Annotated in this window: 18 protein-coding genes; 8 read left to right on the forward strand and 10 right to left on the reverse strand. The window is 77.2% G+C overall.

Annotated features, from left to right (window positions below):
• Nucleotides 1-40: 40 nt before the first annotated feature.
• Genes ACFQH9_RS17110 through hpnC form a run of 4 tightly spaced genes read right to left on the reverse strand, consistent with a single transcriptional unit; the run spans nt 41 to nt 4,510 of the window.
• The gene (locus ACFQH9_RS17110; RefSeq protein WP_379567129.1) at nt 41-1,081 is read right to left on the reverse strand and encodes a polyprenyl synthetase family protein; all 1,041 of its coding nucleotides are present in this window, start codon (nt 1,079-1,081) and stop codon (nt 41-43) included.
• On the reverse strand, nt 1,078-2,493 hold the full coding sequence (gene hpnE / locus ACFQH9_RS17115; RefSeq protein ID WP_379567130.1) for a hydroxysqualene dehydroxylase HpnE: 1,416 nt from the start codon (nt 2,491-2,493) through the stop codon (nt 1,078-1,080). The genes ACFQH9_RS17110 and hpnE overlap by 4 nt, the downstream gene beginning before the upstream one ends.
• A complete protein-coding gene (locus ACFQH9_RS17120) occupies nt 2,490-3,539 on the reverse strand; it encodes a squalene/phytoene synthase family protein (protein ID WP_379567131.1) in 1,050 nt (349 codons plus the stop codon). Before ACFQH9_RS17120 ends, hpnE begins: the two co-directional genes overlap by 4 nt.
• Nucleotides 3,536-4,510: a squalene synthase HpnC gene (gene hpnC, locus ACFQH9_RS17125; RefSeq protein ID WP_379567132.1), complete on the reverse strand. Its 975-nt coding sequence runs from the start codon at nt 4,508-4,510 to the stop codon at nt 3,536-3,538. The genes ACFQH9_RS17120 and hpnC overlap by 4 nt, the downstream gene beginning before the upstream one ends.
• A gap of 204 nt (nt 4,511-4,714) precedes the next feature.
• Here hpnC and ACFQH9_RS17130 point away from each other — a divergent pair, with 204 nt between their 5' ends.
• Complete coding sequence (locus ACFQH9_RS17130; RefSeq protein ID WP_379567133.1) at nt 4,715-5,926, forward strand: PucR family transcriptional regulator; 1,212 nt, start codon at nt 4,715-4,717, stop codon at nt 5,924-5,926.
• Nucleotides 5,927-6,109: 183 nt separating this feature from the next.
• A complete protein-coding gene (locus ACFQH9_RS17135; RefSeq protein ID WP_465269533.1) occupies nt 6,110-6,664 on the forward strand; it encodes an Rv1733c family protein in 555 nt (184 codons plus the stop codon).
• Nucleotides 6,665-6,739: 75 nt separating this feature from the next.
• On the opposite strand, the gene ACFQH9_RS17140 is transcribed toward ACFQH9_RS17135, so the two are convergent.
• Genes ACFQH9_RS17140 through galT form a run of 3 tightly spaced genes read right to left on the reverse strand, consistent with a single transcriptional unit; the run spans nt 6,740 to nt 9,355 of the window.
• Nucleotides 6,740-7,108 carry a YchJ family protein gene (locus ACFQH9_RS17140; protein ID WP_379567135.1) on the reverse strand — a complete coding sequence of 123 codons (369 nt, stop codon included), beginning with the start codon at nt 7,106-7,108 and terminating at the stop codon, nt 6,740-6,742.
• Nucleotides 7,109-7,133: 25 nt separating this feature from the next.
• A complete protein-coding gene (gene galK, locus ACFQH9_RS17145; RefSeq protein WP_379567136.1) occupies nt 7,134-8,258 on the reverse strand; it encodes a galactokinase in 1,125 nt (374 codons plus the stop codon).
• Nucleotides 8,255-9,355, reverse strand: a complete 1,101-nt coding sequence (gene galT, locus ACFQH9_RS17150) for a galactose-1-phosphate uridylyltransferase (RefSeq protein ID WP_379567137.1) — start codon at nt 9,353-9,355, stop codon at nt 8,255-8,257. The genes galK and galT overlap by 4 nt, the downstream gene beginning before the upstream one ends.
• Nucleotides 9,356-9,446: 91 nt before the next feature.
• Here galT and ACFQH9_RS17155 point away from each other — a divergent pair, with 91 nt between their 5' ends.
• Entirely contained in the window at nt 9,447-10,163 is a 717-nt protein-coding gene (locus ACFQH9_RS17155) for a GNAT family N-acetyltransferase (protein ID WP_379567138.1), read from the forward strand.
• On the opposite strand, the gene ACFQH9_RS17160 is transcribed toward ACFQH9_RS17155, so the two are convergent.
• Nucleotides 10,147-11,370 (reverse strand): ROK family transcriptional regulator, encoded by a 1,224-nt coding sequence (locus tag ACFQH9_RS17160; protein WP_379567139.1) that lies wholly within the window; start codon nt 11,368-11,370, stop codon nt 10,147-10,149. The genes ACFQH9_RS17155 and ACFQH9_RS17160 overlap by 17 nt on opposite strands.
• A 148-nt stretch (nt 11,371-11,518) precedes the next feature.
• Here ACFQH9_RS17160 and nhaA point away from each other — a divergent pair, with 148 nt between their 5' ends.
• The 3 genes from nhaA to ACFQH9_RS17175 all read left to right on the forward strand — a co-directional run bounded on the left by nhaA (nt 11,519) and on the right by ACFQH9_RS17175 (nt 17,361).
• Nucleotides 11,519-12,799 carry a Na+/H+ antiporter NhaA gene (gene nhaA, locus ACFQH9_RS17165; RefSeq protein ID WP_379567140.1) on the forward strand — a complete coding sequence of 427 codons (1,281 nt, stop codon included), beginning with the start codon at nt 11,519-11,521 and terminating at the stop codon, nt 12,797-12,799.
• Nucleotides 12,800-12,854: 55 nt separating this feature from the next.
• Entirely contained in the window at nt 12,855-14,090 is a 1,236-nt protein-coding gene (locus tag ACFQH9_RS17170) for an MFS transporter (RefSeq protein WP_379567141.1), read from the forward strand.
• Nucleotides 14,091-14,307: 217 nt separating this feature from the next.
• Nucleotides 14,308-17,361 carry a helix-turn-helix transcriptional regulator gene (locus ACFQH9_RS17175; RefSeq protein WP_379567142.1) on the forward strand — a complete coding sequence of 1,018 codons (3,054 nt, stop codon included), beginning with the start codon at nt 14,308-14,310 and terminating at the stop codon, nt 17,359-17,361.
• Nucleotides 17,362-17,459: 98 nt separating this feature from the next.
• On the opposite strand, the gene ACFQH9_RS17180 is transcribed toward ACFQH9_RS17175, so the two are convergent.
• Nucleotides 17,460-18,122 carry an RNA polymerase sigma factor gene (locus ACFQH9_RS17180; RefSeq protein ID WP_379567143.1) on the reverse strand — a complete coding sequence of 221 codons (663 nt, stop codon included), beginning with the start codon at nt 18,120-18,122 and terminating at the stop codon, nt 17,460-17,462.
• Between the two features lie 201 nt (nt 18,123-18,323).
• A complete protein-coding gene (locus ACFQH9_RS17185; RefSeq protein WP_379567144.1) occupies nt 18,324-18,605 on the reverse strand; it encodes a hypothetical protein in 282 nt (93 codons plus the stop codon).
• 210 nt (nt 18,606-18,815) lie between these two features.
• Here ACFQH9_RS17185 and ACFQH9_RS17190 point away from each other — a divergent pair, with 210 nt between their 5' ends.
• Nucleotides 18,816-20,084: a metallophosphoesterase gene (locus ACFQH9_RS17190; RefSeq protein ID WP_379567145.1), complete on the forward strand. Its 1,269-nt coding sequence runs from the start codon at nt 18,816-18,818 to the stop codon at nt 20,082-20,084.
• A 3-nt stretch (nt 20,085-20,087) separates the two neighbouring features.
• Nucleotides 20,088-21,227: AAA family ATPase (locus ACFQH9_RS17195; protein ID WP_379567146.1), on the forward strand; the 1,140-nt coding region annotated here is incomplete at its 3' end.

Here is a 21,227-nt window from a genome sequence, read left to right on the forward strand (position 1 = left end):
TTCTCCCTGTGTGAAGGATCGGCGGGCAGCGTCGCCGGGGTCAGAAGTCGCGGTTCGTGAGGTGGCGCCCGAGCGCGACGAGCTCCGCGCGCGGGCCGTCGGCGAGCCCGGCACCGGTGAGGGCCCGTTCGGCGAGGTCGATCTGCCGCCGCGCCTCGGCGGCGGCCCACGCGCGTCCGCCGCCGCGTTCGACGAGGNCGCGGAGCTCCGGTTCGGTCTGCTCCCCGGACCGGGCCAGCCACGCGGCCAGCTCCTGCCCGGCCGCGCCGCCCCGTTGCACGGCGAAGGTCACCGGCAGGGACTTCTTGCGCGAGCGCAGGTCGGACAGCACGGGTTTGCCGGTGACGGCCGGGTCGCCCCAGATCCCGAGCAGGTCGTCGACGAGCTGGAAGGCCAGCCCGACCGCCGCGCCGTAGTCCCGCAGGCCGGCGACGGTCGCGGGCGGCGCCCCGGCCAGGACGGCGCCGATGGCGGCGCTGGTGGCCAGCAGCGACCCGGTCTTGCCGGCGGCCATGGAGAGGCACTCGTCGACGCCCACGTCCGTGCGGTCCTCGAACGCGACGTCCTCGGCCTGCCCGCGGATCAGCTCCCGGGTGGTGGTGGCGATCAGCCGTGCCGCCTCGGCCGCGTGCGGCGACGGGTCCTCCAGCAGCACCTCGGTGGCCAGGGCGAGCAGGGCGTCGCCGCACAGGATCGCCGAGGCCGCGCCCCAGCGGGCCCAGACGGTCGGCCGGTGGCGGCGCTCGGTGTCGCCGTCCATGAGGTCGTCGTGCAGCAGGGAGAAGTTGTGCACCAGCTCCACCGCCACGGCGCCCGCGAGCCCGGTCCCGGCGGGTGCCCCCGCGGCCCGGGCGGACAGCAGCGCCAGCGCCGGCCGGACTGCCTTGCCGCCGCCGCGGCCCGGCGAGCCGTCGAGCTCGACCCAGCCCAGGTGGTACTCGGCCTGCTCGCGGCTGGCGGTGTCGAGCCGGGCGACGGCGGCCTGCAGCGCGGGCGTGACGGCGTCCCGGCAGCCCGCGAGCAGGGCGGGGACGTCCGGCCCGGCGGGGACGGTGTCGTGGCGACCCAGGACGGCGGTCATGCGGCCACCTCCGCGGGGAGGTCCGCCCGGTCCGCGAGCAGGGCCGCGGCGGCGGCCTCGCCGCTGCGCACCGCACCCTCCATCGTCGCGGGCCACCCGGTGTCGGTCCACGCGCCGGCCACGTACAGGCCGGGCCGCGCGGTGCGGGGGCCGGGCCGGAAGGCGGCCTGGCCCGGAGCACCGCGGAAGGTGGCGTGCGGCTCGCGGGTCACGAAGGACTCGAGGACCACCGCCTCCCGGGCGGCCGGCAGCAGCGCCCCGAGCGCCGGCAGGAACCGCTCCCGCAGCGCGGCCGCGGGCAGGCGGGCGAGGTCGTCGGCCGCGGAGAGCGAGACGGCGAGGTACTGGGCCCGCGGCCCGTAGACGGCCGCGGCACCGGACTGCGCGGTCCGGTCGAAGACCCACTGGACGGGAGTGCCGACGCCCGCCGCGAAGGGGGAGTCGAGCACCCGCCGGTCGTAGACGACGTGCACGTTGACGATGGGGGTGCTGCCCAGCCGCGCGGCCCAGCCCTCGGGCAGCGGGAGCGCTCCCGCGGGCAGCAGCCGCTCCGCCGGGCCCGGGGGCACGGCGGAGACGATCCGGTCGGTCACGAGCTCCTCCTCTCCGTCGGTCGTTCCCACGAGGACCCGCCACCGGCCGTCCGGGTCGGTCCCGTCCTGCACGAGCGCCCGCACCTTCGCGGACCGCCTCACCTCCACACCGGCCGCCGCGAGGGCGCGGCGGGCGGCGTCGTCGTGGATCGCGCCGAGCGGCGCGGTGGCCCAGCCGATGTCGCCCGCGGCGGCGTCGGTGAGCAGGCCGAGCTGGAACACCGTGGCGGCGAGCGCGAGGGAGGCCTCGCCGGCTCGGGCGTTGAGGGTGGCGATGCCGACCAGGTCCCACAGCGCGTCGACGGCCCGGGGGCCCTGCCCGTGGGCGGCGAGCCAGTCGCCGAAGGACCGGGCGTCCGTCTCGGGGTCCGTTCGGTCGACCCGGCCGAGCGCGAGCGCGGCCCGGGCCAGCCGGAACCGGTCGGCGACGGAGAGGTGGCGGTAGCGCAGCAGGGCGGCTCCCAGGTGCAGGGGGGCGGGCAGGCCGGTGCGGCGCAGCCGGGCCGGAGCGGCACCGGGCGCCAGCACCGGGATGTCCAGCCGCTCCTGGAGCAGGATCAGGTCTGCGGCGCCGAGCCGCGCGACGAGATCGCGGTAGGCCGTGCAGCAGCGGAGGAGGACGTGCTGGCCGGTGTCCACGGCCAGCTCCCCCGCCTCCGAGTCCGCCTGCACGGAGCGGGTGAACGAGCCCGCGACGCCGCCGAGCCGGGCACGCGACTCCAGCAGGGTGACCGTGAGCCCCGCGTCGGCGCACCGGAGCGCGGCGGCCACGCCGGCGAGCCCCCCGCCGACGACCGCGACCCGCGCCCCGCCCCTCACGCGGTCCGCCCCGCCAGGGCCCGCAGCGCCACCCCGATCTTCTGCGCCCCCGACAGCGACCGCCGTTGCGCGTACACCGACCGCGGGTCGGCGGCGATGTCCTCGAGCAGCCGCCGGTAGATGCCCGCCATGGCGCCGGCGCAGGCGGCGCTGCGGCGGTCGAGCAGCGGCAGCAGCTTCAGGCCCTCGGCGTACCAGCCGCGTGCCCGGTCCGCGGCGAACCGGATGTAGGCGGCGAGCGCGCCGTCCGGGTCGGCCAGGGCGCCGGACGCGTCCAGCCGCAGCGCGGCGCCGAACCGCGCGAGCTCGTCCGTGGGCAGGTAGACGCGGCCGTTGCGCAGGTCCTCCCGGATGTCGCGGAGGATGTTGGTCTGCTGCAGCGCGATGCCGAGCCGGTCGGCGTACCCGGCGGCGTGCGGGTCCGGGCGGGAGCCGAAGATGCCCAGGCACAGCCGGCCCACCGAGCCCGCGACCTGCCGGCAGTAGACCGTCATCTCGTCGAACGTCGCGTGGGGGCGGGCCGGTTCGCCGGTTCGCGCCGCCTCGTCGTCCATCCGCGCGTCGGCCTCGACCCCGTCGACCAACTCCTCGAAGGCGCCGAGCGGGATCGGGTAGCGGCGGGCCGCATCGGCGACGCCGACCAGCACGGGGTCGGTCGGGTCGGGCACCCGGTCGCGCATCGCCTGCACGGACGCCCGGACCTCGGCCAACGCGGCGGACTTCTGGGCGAAGGAGACCGCGCCGACCCCGCCGGGCGGGTCGAAGTCGCCGTCGCCGATGTCGTCGATCCGGCGGGCGAGGGCGTAGACGGCCGAGAGCGCCGCGCGCTTCGGGGCCGGCAGGAGGCGGATCCCGTAGGAGAAGTTGCGGGCCTCGCGGCGGGTGATCTCCTCGCAGGCGGCGTAGGCGGCGGGGAGGTCGGCGGAGTAGTCGACGGGCGTGCGGTCGGTGGGGCGCTCGGTCCCGGGGCCGGTGGACGCGTGCGGGTCGGAGGAGCGGTCGGGCGTGGCGGCGGTGGTGACGGTCGGTCGGGCGGGGTCGGTCATCGGCAGCTCCGGGGGGTCGGGCGCGGGAGGTCCGGTCGGGGCCGGTCCCGGCGCGCGGGAACCGGCCGGCGCGCCCGGCCGGACCCCGCCAGGGGTGATCGTTCGCGCAGGAGTACCGCGGGCAGGTGCCGCAACACATCCCTTTTCCGGCTGTGCGCGGCCTCCGCGGCCCGGCCCAGGACCTCGCCGTCCACCCGGCGTAGCGCGTCGGCGGCCGCCCGGCCCCCGGCGACGTACCCGGCCGCGGCGAGCTGCGGCCAGCCGCGGAGCGCGCCGACGATCGGCGTCCCCGCGTCGAGCAGCTGCTCCGCGCGCCGCGTCTCGTGCCGGACGAGGGCGCGCAGGGCGTCCGTGGCGACCGCGCGGTCCAGCTCGGCCTCGGTCACGCCGAACGCGGCGCGGTCCTCGGCGGGCAGGTAGATCCGGCCCCGGCCGCGGTCCTCGCGGACGTCCTGCAGGTGCTCCAGCAGCTGCAGCGCCGTGCAGACGGCGTCCGAGGCGTGCTCGAGCTCGCCGTCCGCCGGCACGTCGAACACCGCCAGCACGAGCCGCCCGATGGGGTCCGCCGACAGGGCGCAGTACCCGAGGAGTGCGTCCCAGGTGTCGTAGGTCGCGGTCCGCTGGTCCTGGACGTTCGCGTCGAGGAGCCGGTCGAACGGCTCGGCGGGGAGGTCGGGTGCGACCGCCGCCAGCCGGCGCAGCGCGGGGCGCGTGGGCGCGGCCGCGTGCAGGTCCGCGCGGAAGGCCTCGAGCGCCGCGATCCGCTCGGCCGGGGTGCCGGTGCCCTCGTCGCCCAGGTCGTCGATCGTCCGTACGACGTCGTACACCGCCCGCAACCTGCGGCGATACCGCGCGGGGAGGACGCGCATCGCGACCGGGAAGTTCTCGGTGGCCTCGGCCCGGCGCAACCGGTCGGCACCGACGGGATCGGTCGGGTCGGCGGCGGGACCCGCCGTGGACGGGCCGGACACGGACGGACGGCCGGCCTCCGCCGAACCGGCGCGCGCGCCTCCCGACGCCCCGCCGGGCGTCCCGTTCCCCCGTCCCACGGCGCTGATCGTGTCGCAGGACGGCCGTGGGTCTCTCCTCAACCCGCGTTAATTCTTTCGGTCGAGAATTGTCACGAACGTACAAAAGGGGTGCGGTCGTCGCCCCTCCGGGCGTACAACTCCGGAGTGGACACGCCGCGCACCGGGACGGACGGCCTCGTCGACGCCCTGCTCGCGCGGGTCCCCGCCGTGCTGGAGGAGGTCAGTGCGGCATTGTTGACCGAATGGCCGGATTACGCCCGGTTCGTCGACGCGAATCGGGTCGAGGTGGCCGCGGCCGCGCACCACGCGTTGCACCACCTGGTCGCCGCCAGCAACGAGGGCGACGGCCCGGGGGAGCTCACGGGGGACCACCCGTCGGGGTTCGGCGAGCAGGAGCTGTTCGAGGAGATCGGCCGGACGCAGTGGCGGGAGGGAAGGGACGTCTCGACGCTGCTGTCGGCCTTCCAGCTCGGGGCGCGGGTGTTCTGGCGGCACGTCGCGCTGGTGGCGGTCGACCTGCAGCTCGAGCCCGCGGTCCTGGCCGGGCTGGCCGAGGGCGTGTTCGCGTTCGTGGACCGGCTGTCGTCGTCGGCGGCGCACGGCTTCGTGCTGGAGCAGTCCGAGGCCGCGGTGGCCCGCGAGCGGCTGCGCGAGGAGCTGGTCGAGCTGCTGCTGTCCGACCGGGCGACCGAGGGGGCGGTGCAGGCCGCCGCGGCGCGCGCGGGCTGGCAGGTGCCGCAGGAGGTCGCCGTCGTGCTGGTGCAGGACGACAGCCTGCTCGGGCACGGGGTGCTGTCCCGGTTCGACCCCGCCTCGCTGCTGATCAACCGGGCGCGGCTGTCCGGGGCGATCGTGCCGGACCCGGCGCAGACCGGGCGGCGGCAGCGGCTGACCGCGATGCTGCGCGGCACCCGCGCGGTCGTCGGCCCGACGGTGACCCCGGACCGGCTCCCGGCCAGCCTGCACATCGCCGAGGTGGCCGCCCGGCTGCAGCGCACCGGCGTGCTGCCCGAGGACCCCGTCTTCGCCGAGGAGCACCTCGACGCGATCATCGTGCACCGCGACTCGCGGCTGCTGGAGGTGCTGCGCGCCCAGGTGCTGCGCCCGCTCGAGGCCTCGGCGCCCGCCTCGCGGGAGCGGCTGTGCGAGACGCTCTCCGCGTACCTGCGCCATCTGGGTGACCGGCAGGCGATGGCGGCCGAGCTGCACGTCCACCCGCAGACGGTGCGCTACCGCCTGGCGCGGCTCCACGAGCTCTTCGGGCCCCAGCTCGACGACCCGGAGAACCGGGCGCGGCTCCTGCTGGCGCTCGCGTGGGGCGCTCCGAGGCCGCCGGAGGCCGAGGACCTTCGGTGAACGGTCGGTGACGGCCCGCTTCTCCCTCGTGACGGATCCCACGGTCTCCTGGGTCTCACTCGCGTTGCCGGACTCCGCAGCCCGGAGCACCGTGGAGGGACCGACGTGGAGAGGACCCCCGACGTGCGATCCCACCGGCCAGGGAATTCGGATCATTCGGACCGCCCCCACCCGTACTCCGCGGTGGGGACCGACCGGATCCCCCGCCGGACGACGGACCGCGTGGAGTCGGCGGCCTCCTGGGTCCTGGGCGTGCTGGGCCTCGTGCTCGTCGCCCTGGCGGCGCTGACCGGGATGCAGCTGCACGGCAACGGGGTCGAGCAGGCGCGCGCCGACGCGGTCAACCGGGTCTCGGTCGACGCCACGCTCCTCCAGCCGGTGGAGGGCGCGATCGGCGTCGACACCGCCGCGGGGGCCATGCAGGTGACCGCCCCGGCGACCTGGGTCGCGCCGGACGGCACCCCGCGCACCGGGACCGTGCCGGTCCTGGGCGCGCAGCCCGCCGGGTCGACCGTGCCGGTCTGGGTCGACCGCACGAGCGGGGCGATCGCCCCGCCGCCGGTCGACGAGCTGCAGGCCGGGGTCACCGCCGTCGTCGGCGCGGTGCTGGTGCTGCTGGTCGGGATCCTGGTGCTGCTCGGGCTACGGGCCCTCGTCCACGCGCGCTGCGCCGCCCGCAACCACGCGGCGTGGGCGCGCGAGTGGGCGCTCTACGAGCCGCTCTGGTCCGGCCGCTGAAGGGACCACCCCGCGGGACCACCCCGCGCGCGGGGCCACCCCGCGGGACCGGGACCACGTCGCGGCATCACGCGGTCACTCGGCCGTGAGGTAGAGCCAGGCCCCGTCCTCGCGGACGAACCGGCTGCGTTCGGCCTGCACCCCCGCACGCCCGCCGACCCGGTGGTGGGCCCGGAACTCCACGATCCCCTCCGTGTCGAGCGGGCCGCCCGCCACCCGGTCCACGATCTCCAGACGCGTCCACTCCACGGTCGGGTCCGGCACCAGCCGCCGCGGCCGGGTGGACCGGTGCCAGGTCCGCCGCAGGTACGCCTCGTCGCCCAGGGCGAAGGCGGCGTACCGGCTGCGCATGAGCTGCTCGGCGGTCGCCGCGCGCTCGCCGGCGTGCAGGCGGCCGCAGCACGCCCCGTAGGGCTCGCCCGAGCCGCACGGGCAGGGCGTCATCGGCCCGCGCCCGTCGGAGCGGCCCTCACGCGCGCCCCGCGCCGTCGGCGGCCACGGCGTCGAAGACGACCGGCGCGTCCCAGCCGCGCTCGGCGTAGGCCCCCGTGACCGCGTCGGTCACCCGGTCGCCGGTCTCCGTGTCGACCAGCGCGATCACGCAGCCGCCGAACCCGCCGCCGGTCATCCGGGCCCCGTGCGCGCCGGCCTCCTCGGCCACGGCCGCGGCCACGTCGACGTGCGGGACGGTGATCTCGAAGTCGTCCCGCATCGAGGCGTGCGAGGCCGCCAGCAGCGGCCCGATCGTCCGCGGGTCCTTGCCCGCCCGCAGCCGGTCGACGACCTCGAGCACCCGCTCGTCCTCGGTCACCACGTGCCGGGCCCGGCGGCGCAGCCGCTCGTCGGCGAGGGTCTCGACGGAGTCCGCGGTCGCGTCCCGCAGCGCCGGCACCCCCAGCAGCTCCGCCGCCTTCGCGCAGTCGGCGCGGCGGGCGCCGTACTGGCCGTCGACGAGCCGGTGGGGAGCCCGGGTGTCGATCACCAGCAGCCGCAGGCCGTGCGCGGCCAGCGCGAACGGGATCAGCTCGACCTGGTCGGAGCGGGTGTCGAGGAAGACCAGCCGGTCCGCGACGCCGTGCATCGCGGCCATCTGGTCCATCCCGCCGGTGGGCGCGCCGACGAACTCGTTCTCCGCGCGGCGCGCGAGCTGGGCCACCTCGGTGAGGTCGAGCGCGGTGCCGGTCAGCTCGGCGAGCGCCACCGCCACCGCGCACTCCAGCGAGGCCGACGACGACAGCCCGGCCCCCACCGGCACGTCGCCCTCCACGAACAGGTCGAGGTCGACGACGGGCAGCCCGGCCTCGCGGAAGGCCCACACCACCCCGGCCACGTACGCCGCCCAGCCGGTGACCTCGCCCGGGACGACCGTCGCGGCGGCGAAGGCGACGGGTTCGGCCTCCCGGGACGACCGGACCGTGGTGGCGCCCTCGGCGGGGGCCGCGGCGACGAGGGTCCGCCGGTCCAGCGCCAGGGGCAGCACGAAGCCCTCGTTGTAGTCGGTGTGCTCGCCGATCAGGTTGACCCGGCCCGGCGCCGCCCACACCGCGACGGGCGGGCGGCCGTAGGCCTCGGAGAAGTGCGCGGCGACGCTCATGCCCCGGCCCCGCCGGCGGTGCCGCCCGGGCCCAGCGCGCGCAGCTTCGCGGCGACGTCCTCGGGGATGGTGTCGCTGATGAACGTGCCCATGCCCGACTCGGACCCGGCCAGGTACTTCAGCTTGTTCGGCGCGCGCAGGATCGAGAACAGCTCCAGGTGCAGCCACGCCAGGTCGCGGTCGGTGCGCACCGGGGCCTGGTGCCACGCGGCGATGTAGGGCAGCGGGCGGCCGTGGAAGAGCTCGAGGCGGCCGAGCACGTCGAGCCAGATCGTGGCGAGGTCGGTGCGCTCGGCGTCCGTCAGCTCCGGGAGGTCCTTGGCGTCGCGGTGCGGGTAGAGGTGCACCTCGACCGGCCAGCGCGCCGCCTTGGGCACGAACGCGGTCCAGTGCGCGGACTCGGTGACCACCCGCTCGGCCTCGCGGCGCTCCCGCTCGAGGAGGTCGGCGTAGAGGTTGCCGCGGGTGCGGTTCCGGTAGCGGCGGGCGGACTCGAGCTGTTGCCGGGTCCGCGGCGTGACGAACGGGTAGCCGTAGATCTGCCCGTGCGGGTGGGCGAGGGTCACCCCGATCTCCGGGCCGCGGTTCTCGAACGGGAACACCTGCTCGACGTCCGGGTGCGCCGACAGCTCGGCGGTGCGGTCGGCGAGGGTGTCGACGACGAGCCGGACGCGGTCGGGCGGCAGGGCGCCGAACCGGCCGTCGTGGTCGCTGGTGAAGCACACCACCTCGGCCCGCCCGACCCCGCCGGAGAAGGACGGGAAGCGGTTCTCGAACACCACCGTCTCGTAGTCCGGGGTGGGCACCTCGGTGGCCCGGCCGGGGATCGTCGGGCAGAGCGGGCACTGGTCGGCGGTGCCGGCGGGCTGGAAGGTCCGGGTCTGCCGGTGGCTCGCGTAGGCGACCCACTCGTCGAGCAGCTCGTCGTAGCGGATCTGCGAGACGCTGTGCACCTCGGGCAGGCCGCGCTCGTCCGTGCCGGGGACCCGGCCGGGCTCGGTGTCGTACCAGAGGATCTCCCGGCCGTCGGACAGCCGCCCCCGGGTGCGGTGGACGGTCGGGCCGCCGACGACGGCGGGGGTCGATGCCTGCGTCACGGGAGATGCTCCAACCTGGTCGTGCCGTCCGTGCGCGTCGGGGCGCAGCCGTCGGCACGCTACTCCCCGCGGGCGGTGCAGGATGGATCTCGTGGCTCTCCCGTTCCCCGACGCCGTACCGGACCCGCTCGCCAACCCCGTCCTCTCCGCCCTCACCGGCCCGCACCGCGGGTTCGCCGACCTGCGCGGCCGGGCCGCGCGCTACCAGCCGGACGTCACGCCGTTCGCCGGGTTGCCGCTGGACCCCGCGGCCCGCGACTGGGCGGACCTCGCCGCGCTGAGCGGGGCGGGTGGGTCGGCGGTGCTGGCGGGCCCGCGCCGCACGGCGCCGGAGGGCTGGGAGACCGGCATGGAGCTGCCCGGGGTGCAGATGACCGGCGACGCGTTGGAGGTCGCCCCGGACCCCGGGGCCGTGCGGCTCGGGGTCGCCGACGTGCCGGAGATGCTGGACCTCGTCGCGCGGACGAGGCCCGGTCCCTTCCTGCCGCGGACGGTCCACCTGGGCACCTACCTCGGCATCCGCCGGGAGGGCGCGCTGGTCGCGATGGCGGGGGAGCGGATGCGGGTGCCCGGGGCCACCGAGATCTCCGCGGTGTGCACCGACCCCGCCGCGCGGGGGCAGGGGCTGGCCGCCCGCCTCGTCCGGGCCGTCGGCGCGGTGATCCGCGAGCGCGGTGAGCGGCCCTTCCTGCACGCCGCCGCGACCAACACCACCGCGATCCGGCTCTACGAGCGCCTCGGCTTCACGGTCTCGCGCGAGCTGGAGTTCGTCGGCTACCGGGCCCCGGCGGTCAGTCCGGCGGGGTGAGGTCGTGCTGGGCCAGGACGTCGTCCACCGCCGAGGGGGACAGCACCCGGTCCAGCACGAGGATCGCGCAGCCGGTGACCCCGCTGCGCCCGGCCAGCGCGCCCGGCTCCACCCGCAGGGTCTGCGTGGCGGTGGCGACCGAGCGCTTGAACACCGACTCCCGGATGCCGGCGACCAGCGGCTCGTAGGCGCCGACCAGGTCGCCGCCCACGGTGATCACCGCGGGGTTCAGCAGGTTCACCGCCGAGGCCAGCACCTCGCCGATCCGCCGGCCCGCGGTCCGGACCAGGCGGACGGCCTCGGCGTCGCCGCTGCGGACCAGGTCCACGACCCCGGACACGGTGTCGACGGTGCGCCCGCGCGCGGCGAGGTCGCGGATCAGCGCGCTGCCGCTGGCCAGGATCTCCAGGCAGTCGAGGTTGCCGCAGTGGCAGGGCGTGCCCGGGCCGTCGGCGATCTGGGTGTGGCCGATCTCGCCGGCCGAGCCCCGGGCGCCGCGCTGCAGCGCGCCCCCGCTCACCACGGCCGCGCCGATCCCCGTCGACACCTTCACCACGAGCAGGTCGTCGATGCCGGGGTGGGCGTGCTGCTCGGCGATCGCCATGACGTTCACGTCGTTGTCCACCCGCACCGGCACCGGGAACCGGTCGGTGAGCAGCGGCGGCAGCTTGACCTCGGCCCAGCCGGGCAGCACCGGGACGCCGATGCTGCACCCGGCGACCGAGTCCACGGTGCCGGGGATCGACAGCCCGATGCCGCGGACCTGGGCGGGATCGGTGCCGGTCTCCTCGATCAGCCGGGCGAGCCGCTCGCCCACCGCCTCCATCACCGCGTGCGGCCCGCTGCGCACGGGCATCCGCACCGAGTCCTGGGCCAGCACGGTGCCGGCGAGGTCGCAGACCGCCAGGGAGGTCCGGCTGACGCCGACGGACGCGGCCAGCACCGTGCCCCCGGCGGTGTGGAAGGCGAGCCGGGCGGCGGGCCGGCCCCCGGTCGCGGCACCGCCCTGCACCTCGGTGACCAGGCCCTCCTTGAGGAGCCGGTCCACCCGGGCGGCGACGGCCGTCCGGGACAGTCCCGTCGCCCGGCCGATCTCGGTCCGGGTGGCGACGGCGCCCTGCCGGACGAGCGCGAAGATCTCGCCCGCGGTGGCCGGGGCGGACGTCGGCCTGCGGCCGCGGACGGACCCGATGCCGGCACCGGTCATGACGTGGCCTCCTCACCTGCGTCGATACCGAAGATGCCACATTTTCGCTTTTCGTGTGCACAAGCCGTGCCGTAGGGTGGGCCACGGTGTGCCGGGAAGTCTGGTCGGCGAGTGGTCCTCCCTGCCCGCACACCGAAAGGCCCTGCCCGTGAACCGTCCCTCCGCGCTCTTCTCCCGCGGCAGCTGGCCCGAGGCGCGCCGGATCGGCGACCTGCTCCGCACCGAGACGGTGGGCGGGCTGCTGCTGGTGGGCGCCGCGGTCCTCGCGCTGGTCTGGGCGAACTCGCCGTGGCGGGAGGCCTACGCCGCGCTCGGCGCGGTGCGCGTCGGCCCCGCCGCGCTGCACCTGGACCTGACCCTCGCGACCTGGGCCGCCGACGGGCTCCTGGCGATCTTCTTCTTCGTGGCCGGGCTGGAGCTCAAACGCGAGTTCGTGGCGGGGGACCTGCGCGAGCCCCGACGCGCCGCGCTCCCGGTGTTCGCGGCCGTCGGCGGCATGATCGTGCCGGCGGTGATCTTCACCGCGCTCAACCTCGGTGCCGGGACCGCCGCGGGCTGGGCCATCCCGACCGCGACCGACATCGCCTTCGCACTCGCCGTGCTCGCGGTCCTCTCGACCCACCTGCCCTCGGCGCTGCGCACCTTCCTGCTCACCCTCGCGGTGGTCGACGACCTGCTGGCCATCACCATCATCGCGATCTTCTACACCGACGAGCTGCACCCCGTGCCGCTGCTGCTGGCCCTGCTCCCGCTCGCGGTGTTCACCGTGCTGGTGCAGCGCCGGGTCCGGTCGTGGTGGCTGCTGCTGCCCCTCGCCGCCCTCACCTGGGGGCTGGTGCACGCGTCCGGGGTGCACGCCACGGTGGCCGGCGTGCTGCTCGGGTTCGCCGTGCCGGTGATCCGGCGCGCCGAGGGGCCCGGTCCGGGGCTCGCCGAGCACTTCGAGCACCGGTTCCGGCCGCTGTCGGCCGGGGTCGCCGTGCCGGTCTTCGCCTTCTTCGCCGCCGGGGTGTCCGTGGTCGACGCCGGCGTGGGCGCCTTCGCGCACCCGGTCGCCCTCGGCGCCGTCCTCGGCCTGGTCGTGGGCAAGACCGTGGGCGTGCTCGGCGCGACCTGGGCGGTGCAGCGCTTCACCCGCGTCGAGCTCGCCGAGGGGCTGAGCTGGTGGGACGTGCTGGGGCTGTCCGTGCTCGCCGGCATCGGCTTCACCGTGTCGCTGCTGATCGGCGAGCTGGCCTACGGCGCGGGGTCCGAGGTCGACGGCGAGGTCAAGATCGGCGTACTCACCGGCTCGGTGCTGTCGGCGCTGGTCGCGAGCGTGATCCTGCGCATCCGCAACGCGCACTACCGACGGATGGAGGCGGAGGAGGCGGTCGACTCCGACCTCGACGGCGTCCCCGACGTCTACGAGCGTGGCGAGGACCGGTAGTTCCCTCGCTCACGACCGCGTGAGATCCGGGTTTCGTACTGCAAGGATGGAACCAGTGACCGCCACGCACGAAACCCCGCATGCTCCCGTCCAGAGTCCGCCCCGGGCCGTCGCGCCCGCGCTGCTCGTCGCCGCGATCCTGCTGCTCGCGCTGAACCTGCGCGGCCCGATCGTCGCCGTCTCGCCGGTCACCGGGGCGATCCGCGCCGACCTCGGGATCGACGCCGGCACCGCGGGCCTGCTCACCAGCCTCCCGGTGCTGTGCTTCGGGCTGGCGACCCCGCTGGCGTCGGCGCTGCTGGCCCGCACCGGGCTCGGCCGCGGGGTGCTGGTCGCGCTGGGCGTGCTGCTCGCCGGGACCGTCGTGCGCTCCCTCGACGGGCTGCCGGCCGCCGTCGCCGGGACCCTGCTCATCGGCGCCGCCATCACCGTCGGCAACGTGGCGGTGCCGGTGGTGATCGGCCGCGACCTGCCCCGGCAGGCCGGTGCCGTGCTCGGCCTGTACACGGCGGCGCTCAACGTCGGGTCGATGATCACGCTGTCGCTGACCGTGCCGATCGCCGGCGCCACGGACTGGCGGTTCGCGCTCGCCTCGTGGGGCGTGCTGGTGCTGGTCGCCGCCGCCGTCTGGTGGTGGGCGACCCGGTCGCTGCCCGAGGCCGCGCCGGCCGGGCCCGCCGACGACGGGACCGACGGGACCGACGGGTCCGCCGTCGCCGCCGGCCCGGTCTGGTGGCGCCGCCCGGTCGTCTGGGGCCTCACCGTCGCGTTCGCCGGGCAGGCCTTCGCCTACTACGGCGTGACGGCGTGGCTGCCGCTGCTGCTCTCCGACGAGCTCGGGATGACGGACTCCGCGGCCGGCGTCAGCTCGTCGATCTTCCAGATCGCCGCGATCGTCGGCGCCTTCGGCGTGCCCGTGCTGCTGCGGGCCTGCCCCTCGCCCCGGATCGTCGTGGCCGTCGTGTGCGCGGCGTGGGCCGCGCTGCCGCTGGGCCTGCTCCTCGCACCGCAGGGCTGGGTCGTGTGGTGCGCGCTGGGCGGGGCGGCGCAGGGCGGCGGCATCACCGTGATCTTCTCGCTGGTCGTCCGGCGGGCCCGGGACCTCGTCGAGAACCGCCGCATGTCCGCGCTGGTCCAGGGCGGCGGCTACACCGTCGCCGCCACCGGCCCCTCCGTGGTGGGTGCGGTGCACGAGGCGACCGGGGCCTGGTCCGCGCCGCTGCTCGTCGTGCTCGCCGCCGTGCTCGTGCTGTTCACCGCGGGTCTCGCGGCCTCCGGCCGCACCGGCTGAGACTTTTCCGGGCCGGCGTATCCGGCGGCCGCCCGCCCCGCTCTGTTCCGGCGTGGGGGAGGGTGCCGCCGGGCCGGGGCCGAGGGGGTGGCGCAGACGCGGGCCGGGGGTCCCGTGCCTGCGGCCGCCCCGGCCCGTCGGGCTCCCACGACCCGGCCCCGTCGCGGGCCGGTCGACCTGCTGGACCAGGAGGCCCGGGCTGAATACCGTGCGCAGGGTGACCGCCCCGGCCCGTCCGCCCCTGATCGGACGAACCGACGAGTTGCGGTCCCTTCTCGAGCTGTTCGAGGCGGCCCGCGCGGGCACGCCGGGCGTCGCGCTGGTCTGCGGGGAGGCGGGCGTCGGCAAGTCGCGGCTCGTGGCGGAGCTGGCGGCCCGGGCCGAGCGGTCCGGGGCCGTCGTGCTCGCCGGCGCCGCGGTCGACGTCGGGGAGAGCCCGCCGCTGCTGCCGCTCACCCTCGCCGTGCGCGCACTGGCCCGCGAGCCCGCCGGGCGCGCGATCGTCGAGCCCTGGCGGGGCGAGCTGGAGGCCCTCGGGCTGCTGCCGCCCTCGCCGGGCGGAGCCGCGCAGGCCGTCCCGCACCCTCTCGACGCGGCCGGCCGGGTCCTGCTCGGGCTCGCCGCGGACCGGCCGGTCCTGCTCGTGGTCGAGGACGTGCAGTGGGCCGACCGCGCCACCCGGGACCTGCTGTCCTACCTCACGGCGATCATGCTCGACGCCCGGCTGCTCGTCGTCGTCACGCACCGCGAGGGCGGGGGTTCGCCCGGGCTCGACGAGGTCGGGCTCGGCGGACTGCGCCGGCACCCGCGGGTGCGCGCGCTCCCGCTCGGCCCGCTCGACCGGCCCGCGATCGCCGAGCTGGTGGCCCGCGAGCCGCTGCCCGCCACGGACGTCGAGGACCCGGTGGAGCTGGTCTGGCAGCGCTCCCGCGGCAACGCCTTCATCGCCGAGGAGACCGTCCGGGCGCTGCGCGACCACGACCCGATGGCGGTGTCGGGCACCCTGCGCGACCTCGTGCTCGGCCGGGTGCGGGCGCTGCCGGAGGACGCCCGCACGGTGGTCCGGGCCCTGTCGGTGGCGGAGGGTCCCGTCTCCCACGAGCTCGCCCGGCTGGTCACCGGGCTGCCGCCGGACCGGCTGCTCACCGCCGTCCGGCACGTCGTCGAGGAGGGCTCGGTCGTGCTCGACGGGCCCGGGGCCGAGGGCGGCGACGACGGGTACCGGCTGCGGCACGGGCTGGCCGTCGACGTCGTGGCCGCGGACCTGCTGCCCGCCGAGCGTCGCGACCTGCACCGCCGGTACGCCGCGGCGCTGGCCGAGCTCACGGCGGGCGAGGACCGGTCGGCCGTGGCCGCGCTGCTGGCCCACCACTGGGACCGGGCGGGCGACGACGCGCGGGCCCTCACCGCGGCCGCGGACGCCGCGAGCGCCGCCGAGCGGGTGCACGGCTACGCCGACGCCTACCGGCACTGGCGCCGGGTCGCCGACCTGGTCGCGGGGCGGTCCGCGCCGGTCCGGCCGGCACCCGAGCCCCGGCCCGAACCGGTCGCCGCGGTCGGTCTGGACCGGCCCGCCAGCCTGGAACGCGCGGCCGAGGCCGCGCACCTGGCCGGCGAGCACGACGCCGCCGTCAGCGTGCTGCAGGAGCGGATCGCCCTCACCGATCCCGCCGACCCGCACCGGGCCCCGCTGGTCGCGCGGCTCGGGGACTACCTGCTCGCCGCGGGCCGCGGCGTCGAGGCGGAGGGCGCCTACCGGGAGGCCCTGCGGCTGGGCGGGGAGGCGCACGTCGGGCTGCTCGCCGGGCACGCCGAGGCGCTGCAGGCCGCGGGCCGGTTCGCCGACGCCCGCGCCGAGGCCACCCGCGCCCTCGAGGCCGCCCGGCGCGCGGGCAGCCTCGACGAGCAGGCGCGCGTGCTCGTCACGCTCGGGTTCAGCCTGGCCTACCTGGAGGACACCCAGGCCGGCGCGGCCGCCCTCGCGGAGGGGCTCCGGGTGGCCGAGGCCAGCGGGTCGCCCGCGGTGCTCGGCAGCGCCTACCACCGGCGGGCCGAGCTGCTCTCCGGGCCGCTCAACGCCCTGTCCGAGGGCATCGACCTCGCCCTGGCCGGCGCCGAGCGGCTCACCGAGCTGGGCCTCGGGCGCACCCACGGCGTCCGGCTACTCGCGCTCGCCGCGAACGGGCAGTTCCGCTGCGGGCGCTGGGACGAGGCCGTCGAGGTGATCGACCAGGCCTTCCGGGCCCGGCCGTCGGGCAGCGAGGCGCTGGACATCCGGCTCTCGCGCGGGCGGATGCGGGTCGGGCGCGGGGACCTCACCGGGGCCGCCGAGGACCTCGACGCCGTCGCCATGCTGGCCCACGACACCGTCGGCGCCCGCTACCGGGTCCCGCTGCTCACCCTGCGGGCCGGGCTGGACATGTTCCTCGGCCGGCCGGAGCGGGCGGTGGGGCACACGGTCGCCGGGCTCGACGTGGTCGAGAGCGGGCACGACGACGTCTGGCTGGAGGCCCCGCTGATCTGGCACGGGCTGCGCGCCCACGCCGAGACGGTCCGGCTGGACCGGCCCCCGCCCCCCGACGACGTCGTGGGCCGGCTCCGGGAGTCCGGCGCCGGCCTGCACGAGCGCGCCCGGCGGGCCGTGCCGATGGTCGCCGGACTGGTCGGGGTGTTCGCGCAGATGTGCGACGCCGAGGTGACCCGCGCGGACGGCGACTCCGACCCCGACCTCTGGGGCGAGGTGGCCGCGCAGTGGCGGCGCCGGGACCAGCCCTACAACGTGGCGTACGGGCAGCTGCGCCGTGCGGAGGCGCTGCTGGCGCGCCGTACCCGCAGCCGTGCGGCCGCCGAGGCGCTCACCGAGGCGCACGCGATCGCCGGGAAGCTGGGCGCCGTGCCGTTCCTGGAGGAGGTCCGCGACCTCGGCAGACGGGCGCGGATCCGGCTCCCGGACCGGGTCGTGGGGTCGGAGCGCGCCGGCGTCGCGACCCGGGCCGCGGCGCCGGGGTCCCCGGATGCCCGGGTCCCGACGCGCCGGACCCCCGGCAGGCGCGACGTCCTCGCCTCGCTCACCCCGCGCGAGGTCGAGGTGCTGGGGGAGATCGCCGCCGGGCACACCAACCGGGAGATCGCGCAGCGGTTGTTCATCAGCGAGAAGACGGTGGGCATCCACGTCACGCACCTGCTGGCCAAGCTCGGGGTGCGCAGCCGGGTGCAGGCGGGGGCGGTCTACCTGCGCGCCGCCCCGTCCGAGCGCGTCAGGGAGCCGTGACGCGCGGCGGACCGGGCCCCGGACGCGTCGTGGATCCGTGACGCCTGCTGGAGCAGGGCTTCGACGCGTTGCCCGAGCCATGACGCGTCGGTTCCCGCTCAGCCCGCCGCGGTGCCGGCGGCGGGGGCGAGCCCGCGCAGGACCGGGTGGGCGGAGCCCAGGCCCCGCTCCACCGCGAGCCGGCGGAGCTGGTCGAGGGCGCGGGCCCGGGTGGGGCCGATCGAGCCGGTGGGGATGCCGGTGACCCGGCTGATCCGCTCGTAGCTCCAGGTGTCCTCGCCGAAGAGGGCGGCGATGAGCAGCCGGCGTCGGCGCGGCAGGTCGGCGACCAGCGCCCGCAGCACCCGGTCGACGACGGCGTCGACCGCGCGCTGCTCGGGCCCGGGCGTCGCCTCCGGGACGGTGACGCCGGCGTCCTCGACGGGGATGCCGGAGTGCGCGGCGCGGTCCAGGATCCGCAGGCACTCCCGGCCGGCGACGGTGGAGAGCCAGCCGGGCAGCCGGTCCACGTCGTTGATCCGGTCCGCGTTCTGGGCCAGCCGCAGCCAGGTGGCGGCCACGGCGTCCTCGGCGTCGGCGGGCTGCAGCCGGAAGCCGCGGACCCGGGAGCGGACGAGCCGCTCGTACCGGGTCACGACCTCGCGCCACGCGGCCGGCTCGACGGCGGCGAGCCGGGCCAGCAGGTCGGGGGCGAGCGGTGGGGCGGCCGGCGGCGGGACGGGCGCACCGGTGCCGGACGGGGGTGTGACGGGCGTGCGCATGGATGCCTCCGAGGGGGTCCTGCGCGGCCGGGGCACCGGCTCGCTGATGACCCCTCAGAGACTTCCGCCCGGAGGGCCTCGCGCGCGTCTGGACAACCCCCTAGGAGGGTCGCGGGGACCCCCCTATTTCGGCGGGGGACCACCCCCGCCGCCCGAGGGTGCGCCGCGGTCCGGCGGGGGGACTACCCCCGCCGGGCGCGGTCAGCGCGAGGTGCGCACGTCCTTGCGCGCGGTTCGCCGGGCCGCGTGCTCGGCGGCGGCCGGGGAGTGGCCGCGCCGGGCCGGGTCCCACTCGCCGGTGTCCGGCGGCTCGGCGGCGGACCGCTCGCGGGCCGGCCAGCCGCACGCGTCGGCGTGCAGCGCCGTGTGCACCCAGCGGACGGTCCCGTCGGGCAGCACGCCGTCGATGTGCGCCAGGGTGGTGTAGCGCTCGCGAGCGGTGTCGATGGGCGCGTAGCACCGCTCGCACAGGTGGATCGGCAACTCGCCTCCAGGGTCGGGGCTGCGGCCCCGGATCGGCGCTGAGGCGAGGCTGGAACGGATCAGGATCTGCCCGATTCTGGCACGCCGAAACCCTGATCCCCAGGTCGGACGGGGTGGCGTCGCGCACGTCCCGGGATTGTCGGAGGCCGGCTGTACGCTCGCCGCAGCACGAATCGCACGTCTGTAGTTCGCCCGCCAGGAGGTTCGCGAGTGCGTCTGGTCCACGCCGCCGACCTGCACCTGGACAGCCCCTTGCTGGGGCTCTCCCGGCTCGAGGACTCCGAGCTCGCCGACACGCTGCGCCGCGCAACGCGGCGGGCGTGCGAGAACCTCGTCGACCTCACGGTGGCCGAGCGGGCCGACGCGCTGCTCCTCGCCGGCGACGTCTACGACGGGGACTGGCGGGACTACGCCACCGGCGCCTTCTTCGTCCGGCAGATGTCCCGGCTGCACGACGAGGGGATCCCGGTCTTCCTGATCAACGGCAACCACGACGCGGAGAGCGAGATCACCCGCTCGCTGCGGCTGCCGCCGAACGTGCACCGCCTCGCCACCGACCGCCCGGAGACCGTGGTGCTCGACGACGTCGGGCTGGCCGTGCACGGCCAGGGCTTCGCCACCCGCGCCGTGCTGGAGAACCTGGTCCCGGCCTACCCGGACCGGATCCCTGGCCTGGTCAACGTGGGCCTGCTGCACACGTCGGTGCTGGGCGCCGAGGGCCACGACAGCTACGCCCCCTGCACCCCCGAGGACCTCGCCCGCTGCCGCTACGAGTACTTCGCCCTGGGGCACGTGCACGAGCGGCGGGTCGTCAACGACGGCGAGCACGTCGCGGCGTTCAGCGGGAACCTGCAGGGCCGGCACCCGCGCGAGCCCGGGGCGAAGGGCGCGACGGTCGTCGAGGTCGCCCCCGGTGCACGGGCCGCGCTGCGGCACGAGGTGTGCGACGTCGCCCGCTGGACCCACGTCCGGCTCGACGCGAGCCCCTGTGCGGACCCGGAGGAGGTGCTCGAGGCGCTCGACGCCGCGCTGCGCGAGGTCGGGCTGGCCGCCGGCTCCCGGCCCGTCGCCGCGCGGGTGACGCTCGACGGGCCCACCCCGGCGGCGCCCGCCCTGCTCGACGCGGACTGGCTGCGCGCGGAGATCGACATCGTGGCCGAGAAGTCCGGGGCGGTGGTCGAGATGGTGCGCAACCGCACCCGGAGCCCCCGCCCGGAGGACCTGCCCGCGGAGGCCGTCGCGGCGGTCGACGAGGAACTGGCCGGGGCGGTGGCGGTGGCCGCGTCGCGCCTGGTCGCCGAGCCGGAGCGGGCCGGCGAGCTCGTGGCCGTGCTCGAGCGCGAGGCGGGGCGGCGGCTGCGCGGGGCCGGGCTGGACCTGCGCGACCCGGCCGGGCTGGCCGAGCTGGCCCGGCGGGCGGAGGAGGAGCTGCGGGCCCGGCTCGCCGGCACGGACCCGGCGCGCGGATCGGCGGCCTGACGGGTGCGGATCACCGGGCTCACCCTCGAGCGCTACGGCACCCACGAGGGCCGGGTGCTCGCGCTCGGCCGCGGGCTCACGCTGGTCACCGGGCCGAACGAGGCGGGCAAGTCGACGCTGCTCGACGCCGTCTCGGACCTGCTGTGGGGTTTCCCGCGGCCGGTCCGGCACGCCTACGCCGCCTCGCCGGCCCGGCTCGCGATCGCCGCCGAGATCACCCTGCCCCACGGCGAGGTGGCGGTCCGGCGCACCACGCGCGGGCTCTTCGGCCCCGGCGAGGAGCCCCTCGAGGCGCCCTGGGGTCCGGGCGGCGCGCAGGCCCGCCGGACCTGGCAGCAGAGCTTCGGGCTCGGGCACGAGGCGCTGCGCGAGGGCGGCGCCCGGTTGTGCCGGGGCGGCGGGGAGCTGGCCGAGCTGGTCTTCACCGCGCGCAGCGGCCGGGACGTCCGGGCGATCCTCGCGGAGCTCGACGAGGAGGCGGATCGCCTCTACAAGGAGCACCGCAACGCGCAGAAGGTCGAGCTGCGCCGCGCGCTGTCCGCCTACGAGCACGCCGACGCCGCGGCCGCCGAGCAGATGTCGCGGGCCGGGGACGTCGCGGCCCTGGCCGAGGAGATCGGCCGGCTGGAGCGCCGGGCCGCCGCGCTGGCCCGGGACCGGGAGAGCGCGGGGCGCGCCGGGGCCGAGGCGCAGCAGCGGGTGCGGGCCTACCCGGCGGCGCGGGACGTGGCGCGGCTGCGGGCGGACCTGGCCGCCCTCGCGGCCTCCGGGGTGGTGCTCGACGCCACCCGGCTCGCGGAGTTCGACACCGCGCAGCAGGCCCGGGACCGGGCGGAGGAGGCGCTCGCAGAGCTGGAGGACCGGCTGCGCGGGCTGCGCGCCGAGCGGGCGGAGATCCACGTCGACGACGCGGTGACCGCGGACGCCGAGCACATCCACCGGCTCGACGGCGAGCGCCAGGCCCGGCAGGCCGAGGCCGAACGGCTGGGCACGCTGCGGGCCGAGGCCGCGGACCGCACCCGGCGCGCCGAGGAGCTGCTCGAGCGGATCGAGCCGGGCGTCGAGCCCCGGGCCGTGCGGCGCCGGCTGGAGACGCTCACCGTCCCCGCCGACCGTGCCGCCGACCTCGACGCGCTCGCCGCG

Source organism: Pseudonocardia lutea, assembly GCF_042658055.1.
GTDB lineage: Bacteria > Actinomycetota > Actinomycetes > Mycobacteriales > Pseudonocardiaceae > Pseudonocardia > Pseudonocardia lutea.